The organism is Reyranella sp. (assembly GCF_030651995.1).
Taxonomy (GTDB): domain Bacteria; phylum Pseudomonadota; class Alphaproteobacteria; order Reyranellales; family Reyranellaceae; genus Reyranella.
Genome location: NZ_JAUSBN010000047.1, coordinates 32,270 through 57,189, shown reverse-complemented (window position 1 = coordinate 57,189; position 24,920 = coordinate 32,270). Strand labels below are relative to the sequence as shown.

The 24,920-nt window shown below is 66.7% G+C and carries 22 protein-coding genes and 1 pseudogene; 19 read left to right on the top strand and 4 right to left on the bottom strand.

Translation table 11 applies throughout. The annotated features are described in order from the left end of the window. The first annotated feature begins 4 nt into the window (after positions 1 to 4). From Q7V45_RS14050 to Q7V45_RS13990, 13 genes and pseudogenes are all read left to right on the top strand, one after another. Positions 5 to 724, top strand: a complete 720-nt coding sequence (locus Q7V45_RS14050; protein WP_304852995.1) for a heme ABC transporter permease — start codon at positions 5 to 7, stop codon at positions 722 to 724. Continuing rightward, on the top strand, positions 721 to 861 hold the full coding sequence (ccmD, locus tag Q7V45_RS14045) for a heme exporter protein CcmD (protein ID WP_304852992.1): 141 nt from the start codon (positions 721 to 723) through the stop codon (positions 859 to 861). The genes Q7V45_RS14050 and ccmD overlap by 4 nt, the downstream gene beginning before the upstream one ends. Continuing rightward, positions 858 to 1,292: a cytochrome c maturation protein CcmE gene (gene ccmE / locus Q7V45_RS14040; protein ID WP_304852990.1), complete on the top strand. Its 435-nt coding sequence runs from the start codon at positions 858 to 860 to the stop codon at positions 1,290 to 1,292. Before ccmD ends, ccmE begins: the two co-directional genes overlap by 4 nt. 157 nt (positions 1,293 to 1,449) lie before the next feature. Then, entirely contained in the window at positions 1,450 to 3,399 is a 1,950-nt protein-coding gene (locus Q7V45_RS14035; RefSeq protein ID WP_304852988.1) for a heme lyase CcmF/NrfE family subunit, read from the top strand. After that, a complete protein-coding gene (locus tag Q7V45_RS14030; protein ID WP_304852986.1) occupies positions 3,400 to 3,939 on the top strand; it encodes a DsbE family thiol:disulfide interchange protein in 540 nt (179 codons plus the stop codon). Positions 3,940 to 4,193: 254 nt separating this feature from the next. Then, a complete protein-coding gene (locus Q7V45_RS14025) occupies positions 4,194 to 4,640 on the top strand; it encodes a cytochrome c-type biogenesis protein (protein ID WP_304852984.1) in 447 nt (148 codons plus the stop codon). A gap of 6 nt (positions 4,641 to 4,646) precedes the next feature. Then, positions 4,647 to 5,954, top strand: a complete 1,308-nt coding sequence (gene ccmI, locus Q7V45_RS14020; protein ID WP_304852982.1) for a c-type cytochrome biogenesis protein CcmI — start codon at positions 4,647 to 4,649, stop codon at positions 5,952 to 5,954. A gap of 86 nt (positions 5,955 to 6,040) precedes the next feature. After that, a pseudogene (locus Q7V45_RS14015) lies at positions 6,041 to 6,382 on the top strand (N-6 DNA methylase); the annotation flags it as partial. Between the two features lie 40 nt (positions 6,383 to 6,422). After that, a complete protein-coding gene (locus Q7V45_RS14010) occupies positions 6,423 to 7,046 on the top strand; it encodes a DUF6088 family protein (RefSeq protein WP_304852979.1) in 624 nt (207 codons plus the stop codon). Further along, on the top strand, positions 7,043 to 8,068 hold the full coding sequence (locus Q7V45_RS14005) for a nucleotidyl transferase AbiEii/AbiGii toxin family protein (RefSeq protein ID WP_304852977.1): 1,026 nt from the start codon (positions 7,043 to 7,045) through the stop codon (positions 8,066 to 8,068). Before Q7V45_RS14010 ends, Q7V45_RS14005 begins: the two co-directional genes overlap by 4 nt. 86 nt (positions 8,069 to 8,154) lie before the next feature. Beyond that, positions 8,155 to 9,312: a restriction endonuclease subunit S gene (locus Q7V45_RS14000; RefSeq protein WP_304852975.1), complete on the top strand. Its 1,158-nt coding sequence runs from the start codon at positions 8,155 to 8,157 to the stop codon at positions 9,310 to 9,312. Next, on the top strand, positions 9,309 to 12,296 hold the full coding sequence (locus Q7V45_RS13995; RefSeq protein WP_304852972.1) for a type I restriction endonuclease subunit R: 2,988 nt from the start codon (positions 9,309 to 9,311) through the stop codon (positions 12,294 to 12,296). The genes Q7V45_RS14000 and Q7V45_RS13995 overlap by 4 nt, the downstream gene beginning before the upstream one ends. 101 nt (positions 12,297 to 12,397) lie before the next feature. Beyond that, on the top strand, positions 12,398 to 12,796 hold the full coding sequence (locus Q7V45_RS13990; RefSeq protein WP_304852970.1) for a nuclear transport factor 2 family protein: 399 nt from the start codon (positions 12,398 to 12,400) through the stop codon (positions 12,794 to 12,796). A gap of 311 nt (positions 12,797 to 13,107) precedes the next feature. Here Q7V45_RS13990 and ahpF read toward each other — a convergent pair whose 3' ends face one another. After that, positions 13,108 to 14,709 carry an alkyl hydroperoxide reductase subunit F gene (gene ahpF / locus Q7V45_RS13985; protein ID WP_304852968.1) on the bottom strand — a complete coding sequence of 534 codons (1,602 nt, stop codon included), beginning with the start codon at positions 14,707 to 14,709 and terminating at the stop codon, positions 13,108 to 13,110. 70 nt (positions 14,710 to 14,779) lie between these two features. Continuing rightward, a complete protein-coding gene (gene ahpC, locus Q7V45_RS13980) occupies positions 14,780 to 15,349 on the bottom strand; it encodes an alkyl hydroperoxide reductase subunit C (protein WP_304852966.1) in 570 nt (189 codons plus the stop codon). 103 nt (positions 15,350 to 15,452) lie between these two features. On the opposite strand from ahpC, the gene Q7V45_RS13975 reads away from it, so the two are divergent. The 6 genes from Q7V45_RS13975 to Q7V45_RS13950 all read left to right on the top strand — a co-directional run bounded on the left by Q7V45_RS13975 (position 15,453) and on the right by Q7V45_RS13950 (position 21,166). After that, positions 15,453 to 16,346, top strand: coding sequence for a hydrogen peroxide-inducible genes activator (locus tag Q7V45_RS13975; protein ID WP_370692601.1), 894 nt, complete (start codon positions 15,453 to 15,455; stop codon positions 16,344 to 16,346). A 275-nt stretch (positions 16,347 to 16,621) separates the two neighbouring features. Further along, on the top strand, positions 16,622 to 17,296 hold the full coding sequence (locus tag Q7V45_RS13970; protein WP_304852963.1) for an MSMEG_1061 family FMN-dependent PPOX-type flavoprotein: 675 nt from the start codon (positions 16,622 to 16,624) through the stop codon (positions 17,294 to 17,296). Next, positions 17,278 to 18,201, top strand: coding sequence for a fatty acid desaturase (locus Q7V45_RS13965; protein WP_304852961.1), 924 nt, complete (start codon positions 17,278 to 17,280; stop codon positions 18,199 to 18,201). The genes Q7V45_RS13970 and Q7V45_RS13965 overlap by 19 nt, the downstream gene beginning before the upstream one ends. Before the next feature lie 10 nt (positions 18,202 to 18,211). After that, positions 18,212 to 19,180 carry an alpha/beta fold hydrolase gene (locus Q7V45_RS13960; protein ID WP_304852958.1) on the top strand — a complete coding sequence of 323 codons (969 nt, stop codon included), beginning with the start codon at positions 18,212 to 18,214 and terminating at the stop codon, positions 19,178 to 19,180. Continuing rightward, positions 19,173 to 20,615, top strand: coding sequence for a thioredoxin family protein (locus tag Q7V45_RS13955; protein WP_304852956.1), 1,443 nt, complete (start codon positions 19,173 to 19,175; stop codon positions 20,613 to 20,615). Before Q7V45_RS13960 ends, Q7V45_RS13955 begins: the two co-directional genes overlap by 8 nt. 26 nt (positions 20,616 to 20,641) lie before the next feature. Continuing rightward, a complete protein-coding gene (locus Q7V45_RS13950; protein ID WP_304852954.1) occupies positions 20,642 to 21,166 on the top strand; it encodes a UGSC family (seleno)protein in 525 nt (174 codons plus the stop codon). 157 nt (positions 21,167 to 21,323) lie between these two features. Here the strand turns inward: Q7V45_RS13950 and Q7V45_RS13945 are convergent, their stop codons facing one another. After that, positions 21,324 to 22,382 carry an alpha/beta fold hydrolase gene (locus Q7V45_RS13945; RefSeq protein WP_304852952.1) on the bottom strand — a complete coding sequence of 353 codons (1,059 nt, stop codon included), beginning with the start codon at positions 22,380 to 22,382 and terminating at the stop codon, positions 21,324 to 21,326. Continuing rightward, complete coding sequence (locus Q7V45_RS13940) at positions 22,363 to 24,777, bottom strand: DUF3772 domain-containing protein (protein WP_304852950.1); 2,415 nt, start codon at positions 24,775 to 24,777, stop codon at positions 22,363 to 22,365. The genes Q7V45_RS13945 and Q7V45_RS13940 overlap by 20 nt, the downstream gene beginning before the upstream one ends. Between the last annotated feature and the right edge of the window lie 143 nt (positions 24,778 to 24,920).

Genomic DNA, 24,920 nt, shown 5'->3' with positions numbered 1-24,920 from the left:
GCCGATGGCCGACCTGCATTTTCTCGCCAATCCTGCGCGGTTCCGCCGCTTCAGCCAGCGCGTGCTGCCGGGCCTCGGCTTTGCCACGGTGCTGATGCTGGCGGTCGGCGTCTACATGGCCTTCTTCGTGGCGCCGCAGGACTACCAGCAGGGCAACACGGTGCGGATCATGTTCGTGCACGTGCCGTCCGCCTGGCTGTCGATGGGCGGCTACGCCATGCTGGCCGTGCTCGGCGCCTCGCTGCTGGTGTGGCGCCATCCGCTGGCGGCGCTGATGGCGCGCGCCGCCGCACCCGTCGGCGCCAGCTTCGCGGCGGTGTGCCTTCTGACCGGCTCGCTGTGGGGCCGGCCGATGTGGGGCACCTACTGGGTGTGGGACGCGCGGCTCACCTCGATGCTGCTGCTGTTCTTCCTCTATCTCGGCCACATCGCCTTGAGCCGCGCCTACGATTCGCCCGAGCGCGGCGATCGCGCGGCCGCGATCCTGGCGCTGATCGGCGTGATCAACCTGCCGATCATCAAGTTCTCGGTCGACTGGTGGAACACCTTGCACCAGCCCGCCTCGATCACGCGGCTCGATGCGCCGGCGATCCACAATTCGATCCTGGTGCCGCTGCTCTGGATGGCGGTCTCGCTGCTGTTCCTGTTCGTCTGGCTGGTGCTGTTGCGCACCGAGACCGAGATCGACCGCCGCCGGCTCGAGAATGCCGAGGCCGCTTCATGAGCAGCCACGCGGCCTATATCCTCGCCTCCTGGCTGGTCTCCGCCTTCATCCTGGGCGGGCTGGTGATCGCCTCGCTCGGCGCGCGCCGCAAGGTGCGGCGCGACCTGGCGGCGCGCGGACTGGAGAAGCGCCGATGACCCCGAAACGCCGCCGCCTCTGGTTGCTGCTGGGATCGCTGACGACGCTCGGCGTCGCCGCCGCGCTCGTGCTCACGGCGCTGAACGACAACCTCGTCTTCTTCTATTCGCCGACCCAGGTCGCCGAGAAGAGCCTCGGCCCCGAGCGCCGTTTCCGGCTGGGCGGCCTGGTCGAGGAGGGCAGCGTCCAGAAGGAGGGGCAGATCGTGCGCTTCACCATCACCGATACCAACAAGACGCTGAAGGTCGTCTATCGCGGCATCCTGCCGGACCTGTTCCGCGAGGGGCAGGGCGTGATCGCCGAGGGCTCGCTCGGCCCGGACGGCGTGTTCGCGGCGCGCGAGATCCTGGCGAAGCATGACGAGAACTATATGCCTCCGGAGGTCGCGAAGGCTTTGAAGGAAAGCGGCCAGTGGAAGGACAAGAAGTGAGCCCCGTCGTCTGTGACGCAGGGCTGGCGCCTGTGACGCAAAGGTCCCTCACTTCGTTCGGTATGACAATTTTGTTGTGGTTGGCGCAGTGCTTTAATTCAAAAATTGCTGTCATCCCGCGCGTAGCGAGGGACCTTTCGCTTCCGTTGGAGGCGTCGTGATACCCGAACTCGGCCATTTCGCGTTGATCCTGGCGCTCGCGGTCGCGCTGGTGCAGGGCACGCTGCCGCTCATTGGCGCGAGCAGAGGCGATCTGCGCCTCATGGCCCTCGGCCGCACCGCCGCCCTCACGCAAGCCTTCCTCGTGCTGGTCTCGTTCGGCGCGCTGACGCAGGCCTATGTCACGTCGGACTTCTCGGTCCTCAACGTCGTCGACAATTCGCATTCGGCCAAGCCGATGCTCTACAAGATCAGCGGCGTGTGGGGGAACCACGAGGGCTCGATGCTGCTGTGGGCGCTGATCCTCGCGCTGTTCGGCGCGGCGGTCGCGGTCTTCGGCGCCAACCTGCCCGACACGTTGCGCAGCCGCGTGCTGGCGATCCAGGCGCTGATCGGCGTCGGCTTCCTGGCCTTCCTGCTCTTCACCTCCAACCCGTTCGCGCGCGTCTATCCCGCGCCGCCCGACGGCAACGGGCTCAACCCGCTGCTGCAGGATCCCGGCCTCGCCTTCCATCCGCCGCTGCTCTACCTCGGCTATGTCGGCTACTCGGTGACCTACGCCTTCGCGGTCGCCGCCCTGCTCGAAGGCCGGGTCGATGCCGCCTGGGCGCGCTGGGTGCGGCCGTGGGCGCTGGCCGCCTGGTGCTTCCTGACGCTCGGCATCGCGCTGGGCTCGTGGTGGGCCTATTACATCCTGGGCTGGGGCGGGTTCTGGTTCTGGGATCCTGTCGAGAACGCCTCGCTGATGCCGTGGCTCGTCGGCACCGCGCTGCTGCACTCCGCCATCGTGGTGGAGAAGCGCGACGCGTTGAAGAGCTGGACGGTGCTGCTGGCCCTGCTCGCCTTCTCGCTGTCGCTGCTCGGCACATTCCTGGTGCGCTCGGGCGTGCTCACCTCGGTCCATGCCTTCGCGCAGGATCCGTCGCGCGGCATGTTCATCCTGGCCTTCCTGCTGTTCGTCACCGGCGGCGGCCTCGCGCTCTACGCCTGGCGCGCGCCGCAGCTGCAGGGCGGCGGCCTGTTCCAGCCGGTCAGCCGCGAGGGCGCGCTGATCCTGAACAACCTGCTCCTGTGCACGCTGGCGGTCACGGTGCTGCTGGGCACGCTCTATCCGCTGTTCCTCGACCTGCTGACCGGCAACAAGGTCTCGGTCGGCCCGCCCTTCTTCAACGCCACCTTCGTGCCGCTCTGCGCGCCGCTGTTCGCCGCGCTCTGCGTCGGCCCGTTCCTCGGCTGGAAGCGCGCCGAACTGGGACCGGCGCTGATGCGCCTGCGGCTCGCGCTGGTCGTGTCGCTGGCGGCGGCGCTGTTCGCCATGACCATGATCGACAGCCGCTCGACCTTGGCGGCGCTGGCCTTCGGCTTCGGCGTCTGGCTGATTCTGGGCAGCCTCGCATCCCTGACCGACCGGTTCCGCAGTGGCACGCTCCGAACCATCCCGCGCTCGACCCTGGGCATGGTGATCAGCCACGCGTCGCTGGGCCTCGTCGTGCTGGGCTCGGTCGCGACCTCCTCGTGGAGCACCGAGGTGATGCAGACCATGAAGCCCGGCGACCGCATCGCCTTCGCGGGCTATTCCGTGGTGCTCGATCGCATCGAGGAGGTGCGCGGCCCCAACTACATCGCCGAGCGCGCGACCCTCAACGTCAGCGTCGGCGGCAAGCCCTACACGGTGCTGCAGCCCGAGCGCCGGCTGTTCACCGTGCAGCGTCGACAGGTGGCCGAGACGGCGATCCAGACCAACCTGCTGCGCGACTTCTACGCCACCCTGGGCGAGGGCGATCCGAAGCAGGGCTGGGTGATCCGCCTCTATCTCAACCCGCTGGCGCCGTGGATCTGGCTGGGCGCGGCGCTGTGCGCGCTGGGCGGCTTCGTCTCGCTGTCGGACCGGCGGCTGCGCATCGGCGCGCCCTCGCGACGTCCGTCATCGTTGCAGCCGGCCGAATAGATGCGCCGCCTGCTCTTCATCCTGCCGCTGCTGACGCTCGCGCTGATGGCGGGCTTCTTCGCCTGGTCGCTGACCAGCGGCCGCGACCCTGCCTCGATCGGCTCGGTGATGGTGGGCCGCCCGGCGCCGAAGCTCGACCTGCCGGCGCTGCGCCCGGGCGAGGCGCCGCTCACCGACGCGGATCTGCGCACCGGCAAACCGGTGATCGTGAATTTCTTCGCGAGCTGGTGCACGCCCTGCCTGGCCGAGCATCCGCTGTTCACGCGGCTGCGCGAACGCGAGGGCGCGACGATCGTGGGCATCGCCTGGAAGAACAAGCGCGACGACGCGCTGCCCTGGCTGAAGCGGCTGGGCGATCCGTTCAAGCTCGCGGGCTTCGACCTCGACGGCAAGACCGGCCTCGACTGGGGGTTGAGCGGCGTGCCCGAGACCTACCTGATCGACGGCACCGGCATCGTGCGGCGTCATTATCGCGGGCCCATCACCGAGCGCGATCTGAACGAGACGATCCTGCCGTTCCTGAAAGGGGCGGTGAAGTGATCGGCGCCCGTCTTTTCATGTTCCTCTCCCCCTTGGGGGAGAGGTTAGGTGAGGGGGTGCGCCGCCCCCTCACCCAGCCTCTCCCCCTAGCGGGGGAGAGGAGTTTGAGGGCGGCTGCTCAAACTCCCTCTCCGCCGCGCAGCGGGGGAGAGGGTGGGGCCCATCGCGTGAGCGATGGGAGGGTGAGGTGGTCAAGCGTACGTCGCCCCCTCACCCAGCCTCTCCCCCTAGCGGGGGAGAGGAGTTTGAGGAGGATGCTCTGCCTCCTCGCGCTGCTGTTCGCGTTCCCCGCCCTCGCCGTCGAGCCGTCCGAAGTCCTGCCCGACCCGGCGCTCGAGACCCGCGCGCGGGAGATCGGGCGGGCGTTGCGCTGCGTCGTCTGCCAGAACCAGGCGATCGACGATTCCTCGGCCGAGGTGGCGCGCGACATGCGCCGGGCGGTGCGCGAGCGGCTGACGGCCGGCGACAGCAACGGCGACGTCTTCGCCTACATGGTCGCGCGCTACGGCGACTACGTGCTGCTGAAGCCGCCCTTCAAGGCCGGCACGCTGATCCTCTGGCTGGGCGCGCCGCTGCTGCTGCTCGTGGCCGGCGCCGCGCTCCTCATGGCCGCGCGCCGCCACCGAAACACACCGATCGCAGCACCCAAGCCGCTCGACGAGGAGGAGCGCCGCCGCCTCGACGCGCTCCTGAAGGGCTGACCGGCCATGCTCGAATTCCTGCTGGCGCTGCTCACCACCGCGACCGTTGCCGCCCTGCTCTGGCCGCTCCTGCGGATGCGCCTGCCGGCGCGCGACCGGCTCTCGGGCGAACTGGCGATCTACCGCGACCAGCTGGCCGAGCTGGAGCGCGAGCGGGCCGCCGGGACGCTCAAGCCCGCCGAGGCCGCCGCCGCCCGCACCGAGATCGAGCGCCGCATGCTGGCCGCCGGCGACGCCGCCACAACCACCACCAAGGGCAGCGCCACGGGCAGCGCCAAAGCCTCGACCCCCTCCGACGCGGTGCAGAAGTGGCTGCCGCCGGCGCTCTCGCTGTTCGTGCCGCTGCTGGCGCTCGGCCTCTACCTGCAGACCGGCCGCCCCGGCCTGCCCGCCGCGCCCTTTGCCGACAGGGGCAGCGAACACCCCGCCCCGTCGCGCCAGCTCGACGTCGCCGGCCTGCTGGCCGAGGCGCGCGCCCGCCTGGCGCAGGACCCCAACGACGCCGACGCGCTGGCCGCCCTGGGCGAAGGCCTGACCCTGGAGGCCGGCGGCACGGTCACGCAACCGGCGCTCGAGGCGCTGCAGCGGGCGCTCAGGACGCGGCCCGACGATGCGCGCATCCTCTACTATCTTGGCCTGCACGAGGCGCAGAGCGGCGAGTCGAAGGCCGCGATCGCCCGCTGGCGCGACCTCGAGGCCGCCAGCCCGCCCGACGCACCCTGGCTGCCGATGCTGCGCGCCGAGATCGCGCGGGTGGCCAAGGCCGCCGGCATCGAGCTGCCGCCATCCGCCCCATCCACCCAGGCGCCGCAATCCACCATGCCGACGCCCAGCCGCGAGCAGCAGGAGGCGATGGCCCAGCTCGCGCCGGAGCAGCGCCAGCAGGCGATCCGCTCCATGGTCGAGGGGCTGGCCGCGCGCCTCGCCGACGCGCCGCAGGACCGCGCCGGCTGGCTGCGCCTGGCCAATGCCTGGAAGGTGCTGGGCGAGAACGCCAACGCCGCCGACGCCTACGGCCGCGCCGACACGCTGGCCCCCGTCGACGCGCGCATCCTGGCCGACTGGGCCGAGGCGCATGTGCGCCAGGTCGCGCCCGGCGCCGTGCCTTCGGCCCAGGCCGTGGCCGTGCTGGAGCGGCTGGAGAAGGCCGAGCCGCGCAACGCGCTGGCCCTGTTCTATCTGGGCGTCGCCGCCGAGGCCGCGGGCAATAAGCCGGCGGCACTGCAGCGCTGGAAGACGCTGCTGGCCCTGCTCCCGGCGGATGCGCCGATCCGGGGGATGCTGGAGGAGAGGATCAAGGCAGCATCACGCTGAATCCGCTCAGATGTCAGGATAGGCGTTAGCCGATAGGCAGCATACGGTCATGCGACTTCGGGTAGGTTACGCAGAAGCCCAGGGCCCGGCGCGGGAAAATCCTCTTCATCAACGCGTTGAACGAAGTCACCCGCGAACGGGCGCAGAGCTTTCTCACCGACGGGCATTTCCAGCGCGTCGTTCGTGCCTATCGCGATTTCAAGGACGAGCCCGGCTTCGCCCGCGTCGTACCGATCGGCGACATCCGCGCGAAGGAAGGCAATCTCAGCATCCCGCTCTATGTTGGCGGGGAAACCGAGGCCGAGTGGAAGGAAGCGGATCGATCCGCCCTGACGGCGCTGCCCGAAGCCCTCTCGGCCTGGCTGGAGAGTTCCGCCGCCGTCCGGCAGTCTCTCGCAGGCCTTCTCGGACGCCAAAAGAGTGGTTGATTTGACACAAAAAATAATCATTATTTGTGTCAAATAATCCATGGCCAGACACCCCAGATCCACGGAAACACAGGTCCTCAGCCGTATCAGCGGCCACAAGGGGGGCTGGGTGTTCACGCCAGCGCATCTGGCGGATCTCGGCAGCCGCAACGCCGTCGCCTCGGCGCTCAAGCGCTTGAAGGCCCAAGGCCGCATCCGCCAACTCGCCCGCGGGCTCTATGACTGCCCGGCGCATGACCCGGTGCTAGGTACCGTGGCACCTTCCGCCGATGCCATCGCCCGGGCGCTGGTCGTGCGCGACGCCATCCGGCTTCAGCCCTCGGGCGCTTATGCCGCCAACGTGCTGGGTCTCTCGGACCAGGTGCCCTCGCGCATCGTCTTTCTGACCGACGGTCCGTCGCGCAAGGTGAAGATCGGTAAGCGGGAGATCCTTCTGCAGCATACCACCCCACGCAACATGGCCACAGCCGGGCGCAAAAGCGGCACCCTTATCCAGGCCTTGCGCTACCTCGGGCAGGAGCGGGTCGACGACCGTGTCCTCACCACGCTCTCCCACCATATCGCCGAGGCAGACCGGCCGGCCATCCGCAAGGACCTGCGCTATGCGCCGGCCTGGATTGCCGAGCTCCTCGGCCCTCTCACCACTCCGGCCGGCCGACCGTGAACGCCTTCCTCGCGCTTCCCGCGCCACGACGCCAGCTTGCCTTCCAGCAGGTCGATGAGACCATGGGACTGCAGGCCGTCAGCGTGGAGAAGGACTTTTGGGTCTGCTGGACGCTGCGCGAACTCTTCACCCTGCCCGACATTGGCAACCACCTGACCTTCAAGGGCGGCACTTCGCTCTCCAAGGCATGGAAATTCATCCAACGCTTTTCCGAGGACATCGACCTTGTCGTCGACAAAGATGTGTTGAGCTTTGCCGGTGACGCCGCACCGGACAGGGCGCCGAGCAGCAACCAGCGCAAGGCGCGGCTGGAAAAGCTCATGGATGCCTGCCGAGCGTGGGTGCAGGGTAGGCTGCAGCCGGCACTGGCCGCCCGTATCACCGAGGCCCTCGGCGGCCCCGGCTGGACACTGGAAGTCGATTCCGAAATGCCCGACGGCCAGTGCCTGCTGTTCCACTATCCGTCCGTCTTCGCCGCTGGTACCGCTGGCTACGTGCGCCCCGTCGTGAAGATCGAACTCGGCGCTCGCTCCGACGACTGGCCGGGCGAGGGAAAATCGATCCAGCCCTACGTCATCGAGCAGTTTCCCGCGCTCGATCGCGATGCCGCCTTCAATGTTCGCGTCCTTGCCGCCGAGCGAACCTTCTGGGAAAAAGCCTGCCTGCTCCACGAGGAGACTTTTCGTCCTGCTGACAAGCCGCGAAAGCTCCGAATGGCCCGCCACTACTACGACCTCTGGTGTCTTCTGCGGGCTGGTGTCGGCGACCGCGCCCTCGCTGACACCGCTCTCTTCCAGCGCGTCGCCGAGCATCGCGAACTCTTCTTCCGTTATACTTGGGTCGACTACGACACTCACAGGCCCGGCACTTTTCGCCTCTCTCCACCGGCGGACCAGCTTGCCGACTGGCGTGAAGACTATCGCCAAATGCTCGGGCCGATGTTCTTCGGCGATACACCAACCTTCGAGGATATGATGACCGCGGTGACGGCATTCGAGAAAACCTTCAACGGTACGGTATGACGGCTAATCCAGCGCCCGTATCGTCTGTCGTAACCAATCCTCAGTGGGCCGGGCTGCCGCTGTTTGATCGCACCGGATGGCTCCGCATGGCTTTCGGCGATTTCGCCGAGAGCATTGGTGATCGTGCGGAGCCCAAGGACGCGCAGCGCGAGATCTATGTCGGTTTGGAGCATCTGGACTCGCAATGCCTCCACATCCGGCGCTGGGGCAAGGGCAGCGATGTTACCGGCACCAAGCTGCGCTTCCGAAAGGGTGACATCATCTTTGGCCGCCGCCGCGCCTACCAGCGAAAACTGGCGGTGGCGGAGTTCGACGGCATCTGCTCCGCTCACGCCATGGTCGTGCGAGCGAAGCCCGACAAGGTGCTGCCGGAGTTCCTACCGTTCCTAATGATGGGCGACCTCTTCATGAATCGCGCGGTCGAGATTTCCGTCGGCTCGCTCTCGCCTACCATCAACTGGACAACGCTCAAGCTTGAGACATTCGTTCTCCCGCCGCTCGACCAGCAGCGGCACATCGCACAAATCCTCTGGACGGCGGATGAAGCAATAGCACGGCAAGTCGAGACATCTGAGGCATTTTCCATTTTCTTCCGGCGTTTCTTGGATTCACTCTTCAAGTTTCAGGGCGAGGGGGCTCAAAAGTCTCAGTTCGGTCGAGTCAGATCAGATTGGAGGCTGAGTCGGGTCGAAGATGAAGGCGACGTGCAGCTTGGACAGCAGAAACACCCGAAGTATGACACCGGCTCAAATATGCGACCTTATTTGAGAGTCCAAAACGTCCGCGACAGCTGGATTGATACGACCGACGTTCTTCAGATGCACTTCCCAGAGAATGAGCTGGCAAAGTTTCAACTTCAGCCAGGCGACATATTGCTGAATGAAGGACAAACGAGGGAGTATCTCGGCAGGAGCGCTATTTTTCGCGGCGAGATCGCCGGATGCTGTTTTCAGAAGACGCTCCTGCGGTTTCGATGCAGCACATCGTTGGTTCCAGAGTTCGCTCAAGCTTACTTCCGGTTTCTACTATACTCTGGCTTTTTCGCGTCGCATGCGTCGCAGACTGCTATCGCTCATGTGACAGCTGTCCATTTTAAGAAGATGCCCATCCCCGTGCCTGCCGTCACCGAGCAGGAACAGATTGTTGCCAAACTCCGTCGAATTGAGCAGGCGAGACAAAGGATTGAAGGGCAGGTTGCCAATTCCCGCATGCTACTCAACCAACTGATTGCCGTTTGGACATGAGCTTTACCGAATCCAACACTGTCGAGCAGATGATCCTCGACACGGCGACCAGCCTCGGCAGGGGCGCGGGCCGTTCTGAGCTGCGCGAGCCGCCGGCGGGGTGGGGCGGTTCGTTGGGCGAAGAGTTCAAGCCGTCGCACTGGACCTATGCCGCGGCGACGGCGCTGCCGCGCCAAGCAGGCGAAGTGATGGTGGAGGCGTGGCTGCGGGAGGCGCTGATCGCGCTCAACCCCGAGATCGCCGAGCAGCCGAACCGGGCGGACGAGGTGATCTACGCCCTGCGCGCCATCCTGCTCTCGGTTCAGGGCGACGGGCTGGTGCGGGCCAACGAGAATTTCGTGGCCTGGCTGCGCGGCGAGAAGACCATGCCGTTTGGCCCGAACGGACAACATGTGACAGTGCGGCTGATCGATTTCACCCAGCCGGACAAGAACCGTCTGACCGTGACCAATCAATGGATCTATCAGACCGGCAGCGTCGTCAAGCGCTTCGACGTGGTCTTTCTGGTCAACGGCCTGCCGCTGGTGATCGGCGAGGCCAAGACGCCGACGCGCAGCGCGGTGACGTGGTTCGACGGTGCCTATCAGATCAACGCGATCTACGAGACCGAAATCCCGGCCATGTTCGTGCCCAACGTCTTCTCCTTCGCCACCGAAGGCCGGGCGCTGCGCTATGGCAGTATCCGCATGCCCATCGACATGTGGGGGCCGTGGCGCGACGAGGATCATCAGGACGAGGGCGAGCTGCGCCATGTGCGCGCCACCGTCGAGAGCCTGATGAGGCCCGGCGTCGTGCTCGACATCCTGCAGAACTTCACCCTCTTCGCCACCGACACCAAGCACCGCCGCATCAAGGTGATCTGCCGCTACCAGCAGTTCGAGACGACCAACAAGATCGTCGCCCGCGTGGTGGCGGGCTACCCCAAGAAGGGCCTGATCTGGCATTTCCAGGGCAGCGGCAAGAGCCTGCTGATGGTTTTCGCCGCCCAGAAGCTGCGACTGCATCCGCGGCTCGGCAATCCCACGGTCATCATCGTGGTCGACCGCATCGACCTCGACACCCAGATCACCGCCACCTTCAACGCCGCCGACGTGCCCAACATGGTGGGGGTGAGCGAGCGCAGGGAGTTGCAGACGCTTCTCGGCCAGGACGTGCGCAAGGTGCTGATCACCACCATTCACAAGTTCGGCGAAGCCGGCGGCGTGCTCAACGACCGCAAGAACATCATCGTCATGGTCGACGAGGCGCATCGCACCCAGGAGGGCGACCTCGGCCGCAAGATGCGCGAGGCTTTGCCCAATGCCTTCCTCTTCGGCCTGACCGGGACGCCGATCAACCGGGCCGACCGCAACACCTTCTGGGCCTTCGGTGCCGACGAGGACAGCGCCGGCTACATGAGCCGCTACTCCTTCCAGGACAGCATTCGCGACAAGGCAACGCTGCCGCTGCATTTCGAAGCGCCGACGGTGAAGTTGAAGATCGACCAGGCGGCCATCGACGAGGCCTACAAGCAGATCACCGGCGCTCTCAGCGAGCAGGATCGCGACGATCTTGCCAAACGCGCCGCCAAGATGGCCGTGCTGGTCAAGAACCCGGACCGCGTGCGGGCGGTGGTCCAGCATATCGTCCAGCACTTCCAGACCAAGGTGGAGCCCAACGGCTTCAAGGCGCAGGTGGTGGTCTTCGACCGCGAATGCTGCGTGCTCTACAAGGCGGTGATGGACGAAATCATCGGACCCGAGGCCAGCGCCATCGTCATGAGCGCCGGCCCGAAGGACCCGCCGGCCTGGAGCGTCCATCTCCGCGACAAGGACGCCGAGGAGAAGCTACTCGACCGTTTTCGCGATCCGGCAGACCCGCTGAAATTCGTGATCGTCACCAGCAAGCTGCTGACCGGCTTCGACGCGCCGATCCTGCAGGCGATGTATCTCGATAAGCCGATGAAGGATCACAACCTCCTCCAGGCGATCTGCCGCGTGAACCGCACCTATGGCCAGAGCAAGACGCACGGCCTTATCGTGGATTACATCGGCATCTTCGACGACGTGGCGCAGGCGCTCGATTTCGACGAGAAGGCCGTACAGCAGGTGGTGAGCAACATCGACCAGTTGCGCCAGGCGCTGCCCGTGCAGATGCAGAAGTGCCTGGCATTCTTTCCCGGCGTGGATCGCAGCGTCGGCGGCTATGAAGGGCTGCTGGCCGCCCAGCAATGCCTGCCCGACAATGCGGCCCGCGACAGGTTCGCCGCCGAATACGGCGTGATCGGCACCGTCTGGGAGGCCCTGTCGCCCGATCCCGGGCTGGCGGCTTACGCGACCGACTACAAATGGCTGACGCAGGTGTACGAATCGGTGAAGCCGGTCAGCGGCAACGGCAAGCTGCTCTGGCATCGTCTCGGCGCCAAGACCATTGAACTGATCAACGAGAACGTCCACGTCGAAGCCGTGCGCGACGATATCGAGGCCCTGGTCCTCGATGCCGATGTACTCGATGCCATCCTCACCGATGCGAATCCTGGCAAGAAGGCCCGCGAAGTCGAGATCAAGCTCATTGCTCGGCTTCGCAAGCATGCCGAAGTTCCTAAGTTCAAGGAACTAGGTGAGCGCCTGGAGAAGATCAGGGAGAAGCACGAGCAGGGATTGCTCAACAGCCTGGAGTTTCTGAAGGCAATTCTGGAAGTTGCCAAGGATACTCTGGAGGCTGAGCAACAGGTTGATCCGGCGGAAGAGCAGAACCAAGCCATCAGCGCTCTGACGGAACTCTTCAACGAAACGAAGAGCACACACACTCATGTCATCGTCGAGCGCATCGTCGCCGATATCGATGGAATCGTGAAGCAGGTTCGCTTCGACGGCTGGCAGGATAGTTCCCAAGGCGAGCGAGAAGTGAAGCAGGCATTGCGCAGGTCGCTCCGCCGATTCCAACTCCACACCGATCAGGATCTTTTCGACAAGGCCTACGGCTATATCCGTCAGTACTATTGAGTACTGAGAGGAAGCCGCGCCCTCATTACCTCCCAGACAATCGCCGCCTCGCCTGGGCTGGTCTATCTCCCGCGTGGATCAACCATCCGCAGGAGGAAGCCATGTCCCATCCCACCGCCACGCCGGACGCCGTCGTCGAGGCCTACGTCGCCACCTGGAACGAGACCGATCCCGCGCGCCGCCGCGCCGGCCTTGCGGCGGCCTGGACCGAGACGGGGATCTACCGCGATCCGGTGATGGCGAGCGACGGGCCTGCCGGGATCGACGCCATGCTGGCGGGCGTGCAGGCGAAGTTCCCGGGCTTCGTGCTCAAGCGCACCTCGAAGGTCGACGCCCATGGCGGCCCCCCTGGCAGTTCGGGGGGGCTCTATCTGCGCTTCACCTGGTCGCTGGGTCCGGTCGACGGGCCCTCGGTCGTCGAGGGTGTCGATTTCTGCACCCTGGCGCCGGACGGCCGGCTGGCGTCGGTGGTCGGGTTCATCGACAAGATGCCGGGGTGAGGCGGCGCGCGGCGGGTGTCGGCAAGGGCGCGTAAACGAAATAACCGAAATAAACGAAACAACTGCAGGGAATGTCGCACCCCTGCGTGCGACTCAGTCGCAGTTTGTCTATTTCCGTCGTTCCGACCACAGCGAAGCGAAGTGGAGCGACCTACCCCCCTCATCCTGAGGAGGCCACGGAGTGGCCGTCTCGAAGGATGGGCAACACACGCGGTGCTCGTTCCCATCCTTCGAGACGCGGTCCTGCGGACCGCTCCTCAGGATGAGGTCTGTGCTCGGACCCGGGCGATTCGATCTCGCCCGGAAAGATCCTAAGCCGCCTCCCGGCCTTCTGAGGCCGGCTCTTGCACCTCGACCGGCGCACTGCGGATCAGGTGGTCGAAGGCCGACAGCGCGGCCTTGGCGCCCTCACCCATGGCGATGACGATCTGCTTGTAGGGCACGGTCGTCGCGTCGCCGGCGGCGAAGATGCCGGGGATCGAGGTCTGGCCGCGGGCGTCGATCTCGATCTCGCCGCGCGGGCTGAGCTCGATCGCGCCCTTCAGCCACTCGGTGTTGGGCACCAGGCCGATTTGCACGAAGATGCCCTCGAGCTCGATCGTCTTTTGCTCGCCGGTGGTGCGGTCCTTGTAGGCGAGGCCGGTCACCCGGGCGCCGTCGCCGTGCACCTCGGTCGACTGCGCCGAGACGATCACCGTGGCGTTGGGCAGCGACTTGAGCTTGGCCTGCAGCACCGCGTCGGCCCGCAGCTGGCTGTCGAACTCGATCAGCGTGACGTGGCTCACCAGGCCCGCGAGGTCGATCGCCGCCTCGACGCCGGAATTGCCGCCGCCGATCACCGCCACCCGCTTGCCCTTGAACAGCGGGCCGTCGCAGTGCGGGCAGTAGGCCACGCCCTTGTTGCGATACTCGGCCTCGCCGGGGACGTTCATCTGCCGCCAGCGCGCGCCGGGCGAGAGCACGATGGTCTTGGCCTTCAGGGTCGCGCCGTTCTGCAGCTCGACCGTGGCCAGGCCGCCCGGCTGCGTCGCCGGCACCAGCTTGGTGGCGGTCTGCAGGTCCATCACGTCGACCTCGTAGTCCTTCACGTGCGCGGCCAGCTCCGCGGCCATCTTCGGGCCCTCGGTGTGGGAGACCGAGATGAAGTTCTCGATGCCCATCGTGTCCAGCACCTGGCCGCCGAAGCGCTCGGCGGCGATGCCGGTGCGGATGCCCTTGCGCGCCGCGTAGATGGCTGCAGCGGCACCGGCGGGGCCGCCGCCGACCACCAGCACGTCGTAGGGCTTCTTCGCGGCGATCTCCTCGGCGGCGCGTTCCGCTCCACCGGTGTCGAGCCTGGCCAGGATCTGCTCCAGGCTCATGCGGCCCTGGCCGAACGGCAGGCTGTTCAGGAAGATCGAGGGCACGGCCATCACGCCGCGCTTCTCGACCTCGTCCTGGAACAGGGCGCCGTCGATCGCGGTGTGGCGGATGCGCGGGTTCAGCACGCTCATCAGGTTCAGCGCCTGCACCACGTCGGGGCAGTTCTGGCACGAGAGCGAGAAATAGGTCTCGAACGTGTAGTCGCCGTCGAGGTTCTTCACGCGCTCGATCGTGTCCTGCGCTTCCTTGCTCGGGTGGCCGCCGACCTGCAGCAGCGCCAGCACCAGCGAGGTGAATTCATGGCCCATCGGGATGCCGGCGAAGCGGACCGAGATGTCGGTGCCGGGCCGCACGATGGCGAAGGAGGGCTTGCGCCTGTCCTCGTCGGCCTCGGCGAAGGTCACCTTGTCCGAGAGGCTCGCGATCTCCTGCAGCAGCTCCTTCAGCTCGGCCGACTTGGGGCTGCCGTCGAGCGACGCCACCAGCTCGACCGGCAAGGTCAGGCGCTCGAGATAGCCCTTCAACTGCGTCTTGAGGTTGGCGTCCAACATGGAAGGTACTCCTACTGAAATGTAGCGAAGCGGAGTGGAGGGACCCCCGATGAGGCCCCTCCGCCCTTGGTTAGATCTTGCCGACCAGGTCGAGGCTGGGGGCGAGGGTCTTCTCGCCTTCCTTCCAGGCGGCCGGGCAGACTTCGCCCGGATGCGAGGCGACGTACTGGGCCGCCTTGACCTTGCGCAGCAGCTCCGAGGCGTCGCGGCCGATGCCGCCGGCGGTGATCTCGACGATCTGGATCTTGCCGTCCGGGTCGACCACGAAGGTGCCGCGGTCGGCCAGGCCCGCTTCCTCGATCATCACGCCGAAGTTGCGGGTGATCGTGCCGGTCGGGTCACCGACCATGACGTACTCGATCTTCTTGATGGCTTCCGACGTGTCGTGCCACGCCTTGTGGCTGAAGTGCGTGTCGGTCGAGACGCTGTAGATCTCGACGCCCAGCTTCTTGAACTCGGCGTAGTTCGTCGCCAGATCCTCGAGCTCGGTCGGGCACACGAAGGTGAAGTCGGCCGGGTAGAAGAACACGACCGACCACTTTCCCTTGCCCTTCAGGTCGGCATCCGTGACGTCGATGAACTTGCCCTTCTGGAAGGCGGTGGCCTTGAACGGCTTGATCTCGGTGTTGATGAGGGACACGCTTGAAACTCCTTGGTTAACTCTTGGCAACCGTTACTTAGGGGCATTCTAAGATCGGTTGAAACGCAAAATACCGAATTGAATAATCGCTAGAAGCGATTACATGCCCTTGATGAAACCCATCCCGACACTGCGACAGCTCCGCTACCTCGTGGCGGTGGTCGATCGCTGCCACTTCGGGCAGGCGGCGGCGGCCTGCAACGTCAGCCAGTCGACCCTGAGCGCCAGCATCCAGGAACTGGAAGAGCTTCTGGGGGCGCCCTTGCTGGAGCGGACCAAGCGCTCGGTGGTGCCGACGGCGCTGGGGCGGAACGTGGCCGAGCGCGCGCGCGGCCTGCTGAAGGGCGCCGAGGATCTGATGGACGCGGGCCAGGCGGCGCGCGATCCGCTGTCGGGCCGGCTGCATCTCGGCGTCATCCCGACCATCAGCCCGTTCCTGCTGCCGCGCGCGATGCCGCGCCTGCGCGAGAGCTTCCCCAAGCTGCAGCTCTATCTGCGCGAGGACCAGACCGCGCGGCTGCTGGAGCGGCTGGACTCGGGCGAGCTCGACGCCGTGCTGCTGGCGCTGCCCTATGCGCTGGGCGACCTCGAGGTGATGGATCTCGGCGAGGACCGGTTCTCGATCGTCTATCCCGCGGGCCACGTGCCGGCGGCCAGCCTCGCCGACGAGAACCTGCTGCTGCTGGAGGACGGCCACTGCCTGCGCGACCACGCGTTGGCGGCCTGCGAGCTGGAAGGCGCGCGGCGCAATGCCGGCTTCAACGGCACCAGCCTGCACACGCTAGCGCAGATGGTGGCCAACGGGCTGGGCGTCACCCTGATGCCGCAGATGGCGCTCGACGCCGGCATCCTGCGCGGGCTGGACGTGACGGTGCGGCCGCTGGCCGGCGCCGTCCCCAATCGCCGCATCGGTCTCGTCTGGCGGCGCTCCTCGGCACGCGCCGAAACCTTCCGCGCGCTCGGCGGCGCGCTGAAGGCCGAGCTCGCTCAGTCATGAAGAAGTGCAGGTCAGGTCTGCAGGAATGATTCGCCAAGTCCCACAGGCGGTTATGCTACTTCCAAAATGCAGAGATTAAAGGCCTGTGCGCCCGACCGCGGATCTCGCGGTCGGGCTCTTTTTTGTCCAGGCGCTGCCGCCGTTCCGTCGGATCGCAATTGCCCATCTGGTCTTCCTTTTGCTCTGTCTGGAAGACCAACGACTCCTCGCGATGGATGGTTTCACCGGAGGGGGGTGCCTGATACTCTGCCGTGCAAATTCCGGAGGTCTAGGAAATGCCCGATTCTCTGCCCTTTTCGGCGGCTCCCAAGGAACCGGCGCTGCTCGACGAGGCGGGCGCTCGGGCGCTGGTCGCCTCCTACGCGCCGGTCAGCGTGACGGCGGCGGTCAAGGACATCGGCCGCATCGATGAGCATATGGGCCGCTTTATTGCGCGCTCGCCGATCTGCCTGATCTCGACCGCCGACGCGTCGGGCAAGCAGGACGTGACCCCGCGCGGCGATCCACCGGGCTCGTTCAAGGTGCTCGACGAGAAGACGATCGCGCTGGCCGACCGGCCGGGCAACAACCGGCTCGATACGCTGCGCAATCTGCTGGAGAACCCCGAGGTCGCGCTGATCTTCCTGCTGCCCGGCGTCAACGAGACGGTGCGGCTGGCGGGCACCGCGCGCCTCTCGGTCGATCCGGCGCTGCTCGCCTCGATGGCGGTGCAGGGCAAGGCGCCGAAATGCGCCATCGTCGTTTCGGTCCGCCAGGCCTACCTGCACTGCGCCAAGGCGCTGCTGCGCTCGCGCCTGTGGTCGCCGGACTATGTCCAGCCCAAGGGCGCCTTCCCGTCGATCGCGCGCATGGTCGGCGACCAGATCGGCTTGAGCGAGGACGAGAAGAAGAAGCGCGAGGCGGTCACCGAACACGCCTACAAGGAAGGTCTATGGGCACCTATACCGTAACCGGCCAGCGCGCCCGCCAGATGCGGGTGGTGCCGGCGGAGGTGCTGAAGCGCCTCTATGCCCGCGACGATACCAAGGGCCTGATCCAGACCGGCGCCCATCTCGTGCTGCTGATCCTCGGTGGCTGGCTGGTGCTCGAGACGCGCGGCACCTGGTGGGTGCTGCCGGCGCTGCTGCTGCAGGGCATCTTCGTGAATTCGCTGTTCGGCGCCATGCACGAGTCGGTGCATTACGGCTCGTTCAAGACGCGCTGGATGGCCGACCTGCTGGCCTTCTTCTCGGGCGCGGCGATCCTGAACAATGCCGGCTTCTACCGGCACTATCATCTCGCCCATCACCGCTACACGCAGGATCCCGACCGCGATCCCGAGCTCATCACCTCGGTCACGCCGACCGGGTGGCGCAGCTATCTCTTCCGCGTGAGCGCCATCCCGTTCCTGATGATCCGCGTGCGCGACATCTTCCTGTTCCCCTTCGGCTTCAAGGGCGACGTGACCTACATCCACGACTCGGCGTGGCCCGAGGTGCGGCGCTGGGGCCGCTGGCTGCTCGCGCTTTATGCGGTACTGATCGTGGGCTCGATCCTGCTCAAGACGGATGTCGTGCTCTGGGTCTGGTTCTTTCCGCTGCTGGTCGGCCTGCCGTTGCTGCGGCTCTATCTCCTGACCGAGCATACGCTGTGCCCCAATAGCGACGACGGCTTTGCCAACACGCGCACGACCTTGTCCAATCCGATCGTGCGCTTCCTGATGTGGAACCTGCCGTACCACGCCGAGCATCACCTGCTGCCCAACATCCCGTTCCATCATCTGCCCGAGGCGCACCGGCACCTGCGGCCGCACCTGAAATACATCGCGAAGAGCTATACTCAGACGCACGGCGAGATCATCCGCAGCTTCGGCTGAGGGGGCAGACATGACGAAGGAAGGCATCTGGTCGGCGGATCACGTCCGGCTGCAGCGCGGCGGCACCCTGAAGCAGGCCCGCATCGTGTGGAAGACCTACGGCACGCTGTCGCCCAAGCGCGACAACGTCATCCTTTATCCCACCAGCTACGGCGCCCATCACACCGACATCGAGTGGCTGGTCGACGTGCGGCGCTGCCTCGATCCCAGCCGCTACTTCATCGTCATTCCCAACATGCTGACGAACGGCCTGTCCTCGTCGCCGTCCAACACGCCGGATTTTCCCGAGGTCACGACCTACGACAACGTCATGCTGCAGCGGCAGATGCTGGTCGAGCTGTTCGGCATCGACCGGCTGAAGCTGGTCTACGGCTGGTCGATGGGGGCGCAGCAGGCCTATCACTGGGGCGCGCTGTTCGGCGAGTCGGTCGAGCGCATCGTGGTCAACTGCGGTTCGGCGAAGACCGCGCCGCACAACTTCGTCTTCCTGGAAGGCATCCGCACCACCCTGCAGGCGGCGGCGACGCCGCAGCAGGGCTTGCGCGCCATGGGCCGCATCTATGCCGGCTGGGCGCTCAGCCAGACCTTCTATCGCCGCGAGATGTGGCGCGGGCTGGGCTTCACCAGCCTCGAGGATTTCCTCGTGCGCTCGTGGGAAGCCAACTTCCTGCGGCGAGACATGCGCGACCTGCTGGCCCAGCTCTGGACCTGGCAGCATGGCGACATCTCGGCCAACGATCTCTATCGCGGCGATCTGCAGATGGCGCTGGCCGGCATCAAGGCCAAGGTGCTGCTGATGCCGTCGGCCACCGATCTCTATTTCCAGACTGACGACAACCGCGCGGAGTTGCCGTATCTGAAGTACGGAAAGCTGGTGGAGATCCCGTCGGTCTGGGGTCATCGCGCCGGCAACCCGCGCGACAATCCCGAGGATGCCGCGTTCATCGATGCCCAGGTGGAGGCTCTGCTGAATGATTGAGGTACTTCCCGCGGACGGGCTGGTGATCGTTGCCAAGCACGAGTGCCATACCTGCGTGCTGGTCGAGCCGGTGATGCAGAGCCTCGACAAAGCGGGCCCGCTCACCGTCATCACCCAGGACGATCCGGCCTTTCCCGCCGGCGTTGGCCGCGTGCTCGACGACCAGCAACTCGAACGCTCGTTCCATCTCAACATCGAAGCCGTGCCGACCCTGATCCGCTACGAAGGCGGTCGCGAGGTCGGGCGCACCGTGGGCTGGGATCGTGCCGAATGGACCCGCCTCGCCGGCCAGGCGGCCGCGGGCGAAGGCCTGCCCGCCTGGCAGCCCGGTTGCGGCTCGCGCAGCGTCGAGCCCGGCGTGCAGGAGGCGCTGATCGCGCGCTACGGCGATCCCGGCCTCGCGTCGCGCGCGATTCCGGTGGGCGAATGGGACGATCCGATCGAGGCCTGCTTCGAGCGCGGCTGGAGCGACGGCCTGCCCGTCGTGCCGCCGACCGACGAGCGCATCCTGCGCATGCTGGGCGGCACCGACCGCAAGCCCGGCGAAATCGTCGGCTTGATCCCGCCCAACCTCGCGCCCTGCACCGTCGAGAAGGTCGCCATCAACGCCGTGATGGCGGGCTGCAAGCCGGAATACATGCCGGTCGTGCTGGGCGTGCTGGAGGCGGCACTCGATCCGCTGTTCGTGCTGCATGGGCTGCTCTGCACGACGCATTTCTCAGGCCCGCTGGTCATCATCAACGGACCGGCGGCGAAGGCCGTCGGCATGAACTCCGGCATCAATGCGCTGGGCCAGGGCAATCGCGCGAATGCCACGATCGGGCGTGCCCTGCAGCTCATCGTGCGCAACGTGGGCGGCGGCCAGCCCGGCGGCATGGATCGCGCCACCCTGGGGAATCCCGGCAAGTACACCTTCTGCTTCGCCGAGGACGAATCCGATCCCGACTGGGAGCCGCTGGCGCAGCGGCGCGGCATCGCTGCCGGCAAGAGCGCGGTCACGCTGTTCCATGCCGAGGGCGTGCACGGCTTCATCGACCAGAAATCCCGCACGCCGGAGGAGCTGGCGCGCTCGCTGGCGATGGGCCTGTTCGGCGTCGGCCATCCCAAGCTCTGCGACTCAGGCAACGCCGTGCTGGTGCTCTCGCCCGAGCATTACAGGATCTTCAAGGAGGGTGGCTGGAACCGCCGGCGCATCGAGGACGAGCTCTATCAGGCCCTCAAGCGACCCGGCCGCGACCTGATCCACGGTGCGCAGGGCGTGCCGGAAGGGCTGCCGGCCTCGATGGCCGACAAGATCGTCGACAAGTTTCCGCCTGACGGGTTGCTGATCGTTCGCGCCGGCGGCCCGGCCGGTCTATTCTCCGCCATCATCGGCGGCTGGCCCGGACAGCGCGTGCGCGAGGAATGCCAGGCCGTCACCCACGAGATTCGCTGAAGGACGCTGACCCCATGAACCAGGCCATGAACCCTTCGACCAAGCTGCGCGATCCCACGGCCGAGACCTCGCCGACCCGCCGCGCCCGCCTCGCGCCGCCGCCCTCGCTCGACGGCAAGGTCGTGGCGCTGATGGACATCGGCAAGTCGCGCGGCGCCGAGTTCCTCGACCGTCTCGAGGGGCACTTCAAGTCGGCCGGCGTGGCGACCAAGCGCTATCGCAAGCCCACCAACACCAAGGTGGCGCCGGCTGCTGTGCTGCAGACCATCGCGGCCGAGGCGCAGCTCGCGGTGATCGCCTTAAGCGATTGAGGCTCCTGCACATCGTGCAGTCTGCACGACCTTCATAGTCTCGACGGCCGCGGCCTCCCCGGCGTCAACATCGTGACCACCGAATTCGTCGACGGCGTCACCGCGCAGAGCGATGCGCTGGGCTTCGAGCCGGCGGTCGTCTACGTGCCCCATCCGATCCAGAACCGCACCCCGGCCGAGATCGACGAGATCGCCGACCGCGCCTTCGACCAGGTGATGGCGCTGCTGAAGAGCGGTTAGATGATTCCGGCTCGAAACAGAAAAAACCTCACCCTGAGGAGGCGCGAAGCGCCGTCTCGAAGGGCGGGGATCAGGCGGGGTGCTCGTGCCCACCCTTCGAGACGCGCTCCTGCGGAGCGCTCCTCAGGGTGAGGTCCTCTTCTTGGGGTGACTCGCGCTAATCCTTCTCCGGCACGACGGCGGGCTGGACCGTCTCCTCGACGGTCGCATCGGCATCGGGCTCCACCGGGGCGCTCGTCTGCGGCGGCAGCGGGGCGTTGGCCAGGAAGGCCGCGACGACGGCGGCGGTCGCGCGCGGGGCCTCCTCCATCGGGTTGTGGCCGAGATTTTCGAAGATCTCGAGCCTGGCGCCCTTGATGTCCTCCTGGAAGCGGAAGGCATCGGCGACCGGCACCCAGCGGTCCTTGGCCCCCCAGATGATCAGGGTCGGCACGTCCATGCGCCTGAGCGGCGTGGGATCGAGCGGCTCCTGCGTGCGGGCGCGCTGCAGGGTCGCTTCGCGGTTGCCGGGAAAGCGCTGCAGATCGGCATGGCGCCTGACCCGCTCGGGCGTCACCAGCGCGGGATCGGCATAGGCTTCCGTGAGCGACCGGCGGACCAGCCCCTCCGGCTTGAAGTAGATTCCGAGGTCTCCGACGAACGGCGTGCGCGCGAGCCGGGTCGGCAGCGGTGCCTCGCCGCCTCCTCGCGGATAGCCCGCGGCGTCGACCAGCACGAGCTGAATGACACGGTCGGGCCGCGTCGCCGCGAAGGTCCAGGCGACGGCGGCGCCCAGCGAATGACCGGCCACGACGACCTTGTCGAGATGCAGGGTGTCGATCAGCACTTCGATGAAGTCGGCATAGGCCTCGACCGTGTATTCGTCGCGCGGCCAGACGCCGGTCAGCCCATGGCCGGGCAGGTCGACGGAAATGACGCGGGCCTCCTTGCCCAGCTCGCGCGCCCAGCCTTCCCACACGTGCAGCGAGCCGCTCGAGCCGTGAATCAGCACGATGGGCACGCCGTCGGGATTGCCCTGCTCGCGGACATGGGCGTTGACGCCGCCGACATCGACGAAGCGCGAGCGGTCATTCGTGTACCGCGCGATCAATGTCTCGGGCGGCAGCGACGGCGCGTAGGCCCACATCGCCACGCCCGCGAACGCCGCCGCCCCGAACAGCGCATAGAGGGGCCAGCGCCGGGGCGGCGCCTCGTCCCTACGACGCCGCGGGGCCATCACCCGGCCTGTCGATGGCGTTTTCCTTCATCTCCGGCGAAGGGTCGGAGTGCAGCGAGAAGTTCACCTTGTCGAGGCCGCGCAGTCTGATTTCGGGCACTGCGCCGGGATTGATGATCTTCTCCCCGATCAGCCTGGCCAGGATCGCGCGGTTGAGGTCGTTGGTCACGATCAGCCGGTCCTCGAGCCGCGCGACGAACACGAACAACTCGAACTGGAGGCCGTCGGACCCGACCTTGGCGAAGCGCACGATCGGCGCCGGGATGCGCAGCACGCGCGCATGCGCCAGCGCCGCCTCGCGCAGGATCGCCTCCATGGCGTCGACGTCGGAGGCGACCGGCACGGTCAGCGTGATCTCGATCCGGCTCGACGTGTCGGAATAGGTGCGGTTAACGACCGGATTCTGCAGGAACAGGCTGTTGGGCACGATGACGTGCGTGCGCTGGAACGTCTCGATCTCGGTGGCCCGGATGTTGATGCGCCGCACGAAGCCCTCGTGACCGCTTACCGTCACCCAGTCGCCCGCCTTGATCGGCCGTTCGACCAGCAGGATGACGCCGGAAATCACGTTGTTGGCGATGTTCTGGAGTCCGAGGCCGATGCCCACCGACAGGGCGCCCAGCACGATGGCCAGGTTGGTGAAGTCGACGCCCAGTGCGGCGATGCCCACCAGGATGGCGATCATCACGCCGGCATAGTTGAGGCCGGCATCGATCGACTGGCGCAGCGGCAACGGCGCTTCCACGGTCGGCAGCACGCGGTCTCGCACGACGCTGCGCACCAGGCGGGCCAGCAGCATGCAGACGAAGAACGCCACGATCGCCATGCCGACATTGCCGAGCGAGATGGTGACGCCACCCACCTTCACGCCGCGCATGAGCTGGCCCAGCCCGTCGATCATCGCATCCGTGTCGACGTTCCAGGCCGCCGGAATGGCGATCCCCAGCAGCAGGACCAGGGCGGCGTCGAACAGCAGCAGTACCAGGTACTGGCCGCGCAGCGTGCTGTCCGGTGCGAGGCCGAACGCACGCCTCACGAAGGTGCCCGAGGGTGAGCCCGGGGCGGCCGCGGCGTCCAGGAGATCGGCCACCAGCTTGTGAACCAGGAAGGCGATTGCGATCAACAGGCAGGTCGTCGAAATCGCGGTATGCAGGTGCGCCCCCAGGGTCGCATAGCCGATCAGCGAGAAGACGATCGAGGACAGGACGGTGATGATCAGCAGCAGACGGGTGACCGCCCACCAGGTCCCGCCGATCATCGGCGGCAGGTCGGAACCCTCGGGACGGACGGCATGCCAGGCGCGGTTCGACAGGGTCGGCAGGCTGAGCATGGCCACGACGGCCGTCAGCACGACGGCGCCGACCGAGGCGACTGCATCGCGACCGTCGCCGCGGCTGAGCGCGAGGTAGACGAATTCGAGCGGCAGGCTGATCGAGTAAAGTCGCCGGAGCGCCCGGGACAGGTAGAGGGCGCTGTCGTCGCTGAACGGCAGGGCGCGCCATTCGGGACGCGCCGGCGACAGGGCTGCGGCGGTCATGCCGAACACCAGCAGCAGCAATATGAGGCGCCCCACGGCATCGGGGATCAGCGCGTCGATCGGCGCCGGCGGATTGCCCGCCAGCAGCAGCTTGCCGATCAGCCACACCGCCAGGATGGGGACGAGCACGAGGCCGAGCCCGTCGATGGCGCTGATGATGGTCTGGTCGCGCCGTGCGTCGATGTGAGTGCCGCCCCGGCCGAAACGGCGGCGCAGCGCACGCCCGATCCACCATAGAATGATCGTGAGCGCGGCCCACAGGCCGAGCGGCACCAGCTCGGGGCTGCCGGAGCTCAGGGTGAGGAAGCCCTCGTGGCTCCACTTCGCCATGGCGCCGGACAATGTCTTCACCGATGCCATGAACTGCGGGCCGATCTTGTGCCACACGCCGGGCGAGAGCGGAGAGGGATCGCGGCGGAGCAGGGTCCGCAGCACCAGTTCGCCGCGCAGCTTGGTCAGGCGCTCCAGCAGCTGGTCGGCACGGGCGATCACCACCTCGCATTGCTTGACCCGGCTCTCGGCGACCGTGGCCTGTTCGGTCAGTCTTTCGCGGTCCGCCTTCACGGCATCGCTCTCGGGCGGCGCGTCTGTGCCGGGCTTCAGTTCGAGCGGCGCCAGCAGCTTCTTCGTGTCGGCCAGGTCGTTGCGGGCGAAGGCGGCGGCGGCCATCGCGGCGGTACGCACGTCGGTCGCCTGCTCGCGCAAACCGTCGATCTCGACCGGCAGCAGGTCGGCCTGCTCGGTGCGGGAGGCGATGCGGTCGAGCTGGCGACCCCAGAGTTCGACGAGCTGGCTGAACGGCCGCTGCGGCGGCGGCACGCTCTGGGCGGAAGCCGCGACGCTTGCGAACAGCAGCACGATCCATGCGAGGCGAGCTAGAGACCGCATTCGGTGCGCGATTCCCGGAGACGACGGAGGGCTATGCAAGGTCACTACCACGGGTGGCCCGGAGCAAGCCACGTCGCAGACGGTCTGGCTGCGCAGAAGGGCGAAATCAGGGC